Raw genomic sequence first — 2704 nt, forward strand, 5'->3', positions numbered from 1 at the left:
GGTCAGCCGATAGCTGACCCCTTCCCTACCCCCTATCCGTATGAGAATAATAATGATTCCTATACGGAGACATTTCTATATTTTATTTTCTGGAAGTCCCTAAGGGTTAAGGTTTTTTGGACTTTTGACCTTTGACTCTGGACAACCTCTGGCGTTAAAAATATTACACTTGCGTAAGTCCTGTAATTTTTTAACCGCAGAGGCACAGAGTACGCACAGAGAAAAAAAGAGCTTTTACAAGTCACCTTTACTATACAAATCAACCATAATATGTACTGACAAATTCAGTCATTTCAGGCTGTTGCTAACAGCTTAAAAGCAGGTAGCGTAAACGCAAAGCGGCTTGTGCTGGGACAGCGATCGCTATAGTATAAAAATTAAACTTTAATACAAAAAAAAACCGGACTCATACTTAATCGTTTTTAACGATGTATAAATTTTATTTTTAATAAAAATTATGTTGATAACTGCGTACCCATCCGTGCTTAGTTCTTTTTTCAAAGGTACATTAGATACTACTGGTGTTGCCTATAGTGTAGCTGTAGTGGATGACTACGCCTACGTCGCTGATGCCAACAGTGGTTTGCAAATCATTGATATCACAGACCCTAGCGCACCCTTCCTCAAAGGTACATTCGATACTACTGGTCTGGCTTATGGCGTAGCTGTAGCAGGTAACTACGCATACATTGCTGACGCTACCAGTGGTTTGCAAATCATTGACATCACCAACCCTAGCGCACCCTCCCTCAAAGGTACATTCGATACGATCTTTGCCTTAAATGTAGCTGTAGTGGGTAACTATGCCTACGTTGTTGATATCACCAGTGGTTTGCAAATTATCGACATCACAAACCCGGCTGTACCCTCCCTCAAAGGTACATTAAATACTGGCCCTGCTTTAGGTGTAACTGTAGTAGGTAACTATGCTTACGTTGCTGGCAACGGTTTAGAAATCATCGATGTCACAGACCCTGCTGCACCTTCCCTCGCAGGTAGATTTGATACTTCTGGCAATGCTTATGGTGTAGCTGTAGCGGGTAACTACGCTTACGTCGCTGACTACGGCAGTGGTTTGCAAATCATTGATATCACAGACCCTAGAGCACCCTTTCTCCAAGGTACATTAGATACCACTGGCAATGCCTATAGTGTAGCTGTAGCAGGTAACTATGCTTACGTTGCTGACACAACTAGTGGTTTGCAAATCATTGATATCACAGACCCGGCTGCACCCATTCTCAAAAATACATTCGATACCACTGGTGCTGCTTTAGGATTAGCTGTAGTCGGTAAATATGTTTACATTGCTGATGAAAACAGTGGTTTGCAAATCATAGAGAACAATACAGTTCCGACTTCTGCTGACAAAACTATCACTATCAATCCTGACAGCCTCTACATTTTCCAGCCTAACGACTTTGCATTTAATGACCCGGACAGCGGCGATCGCCTGCAAGAAGTAAAAATTATAACATTGCCTGAGTTAGAATTTTTCCTAGATGGCGATGATAACGGCACTCTCGATTCTGGTGAAGCTATCTCATTGGGCCAAGTAGTTACGCTGGATAAATTGAGCCAGCTGAAGTTTAAGACTGATATTACCGCCAGAGGTGACAATTTCGCCAGCTTCCAGTTCAAAATCAGTGATGGCAAAGACTACAGCGCTTCGCCAAACAACTTTACTATTAATATCACTACACAAACAAATCTCTCTTTTAAGCTGGTAAAGCCCAGTTCTAGTACGGTCTATGAACTAGGAGTATTTACCGTTGACGATGCAGAAGGTAAGATTGGCAATATTGCTCCTGGTGCAACTGGGTATACCGAAGCGGCTCTGAAACGAGCTAAGGCGGTTTTCTCTGCAATTGCTAATATTCCCAATGGGTTTAATACTAACTTAGCGACTCTGCAAGAGTTCAACTCTGGTGATAGTCTAAGGTTTTTCTTGGTACGCAACAACAGTATCAATGGCGTACTAACTGGACAAACTTCCTTCTCAGATGTAATTTTTTCCTCAGCGGCAAATTTTGAAGTCGAACCCTCAAAAAATCAAGTATTCTCTCTCAACTTTCAAGATTTGGTAGTAGAAATTCAACCAACAAACCAAGAGTTACCTTTGGGTATAGGTTTGCAGGGACAGCAAGAAGCAGAATTGCTCGATTTACGGGATGTGACACAACAGGTGAAAGCTGAGTTTGTGGTCAACAGAGAAGCCGTTTTCAACAATTTTGTTGGCTTTTATCGGGTGACTGATGAGAATGGTGGTATTGATATTAATGGCGATCGCACAGCAGATATTCTCGTCGGGCAAGCGGGTTATACTGAAGCAGCGGTACGTGAGCGTGTTGCAGGTATTGACCTGACGGTGAACAACCAAGGTACGGCAACTTACATCGGCACTTTGGAGCCTGATTCTCTCTTTGCACCATTTATCATCGCCAATGGTAGACCCGACGCAATTCTCGATAGTAATCGTAATAACGATCCAGCGGTTTACTTCCCATTTTTAGGTGCTAATACTGATAAGGTAGATCACATTCGCCTATTAGGGAATAACACCTTTGGCTTTGAGGATTTAACCAGTGGTGGTGACAATGATTATAACGATGTCATTGTGCGCTTGAATTTAACTACTTAATGTTGGGCATGGGGCATGGGGCATTGGGCATTGGGCATTGGGCATGGGGCATGGGGCATGGGG

At 42.8% G+C, this 2704-nt stretch carries 1 protein-coding gene; it reads left to right on the forward strand.

What is annotated here, in order from left to right:
* Positions 1–457 precede the first annotated feature (457 nt).
* Entirely contained in the window at positions 458–2641 is a 2184-nt protein-coding gene (locus tag IQ246_RS29325) for a DUF4114 domain-containing protein (RefSeq protein ID WP_194006795.1), read from the forward strand.
* The last annotated feature ends 63 nt before the right edge of the window (positions 2642–2704 follow it).

Source organism: aff. Roholtiella sp. LEGE 12411 (genome assembly GCF_015206995.1).
Taxonomy (GTDB): Bacteria; Cyanobacteriota; Cyanobacteriia; order Cyanobacteriales; family Nostocaceae; genus Komarekiella.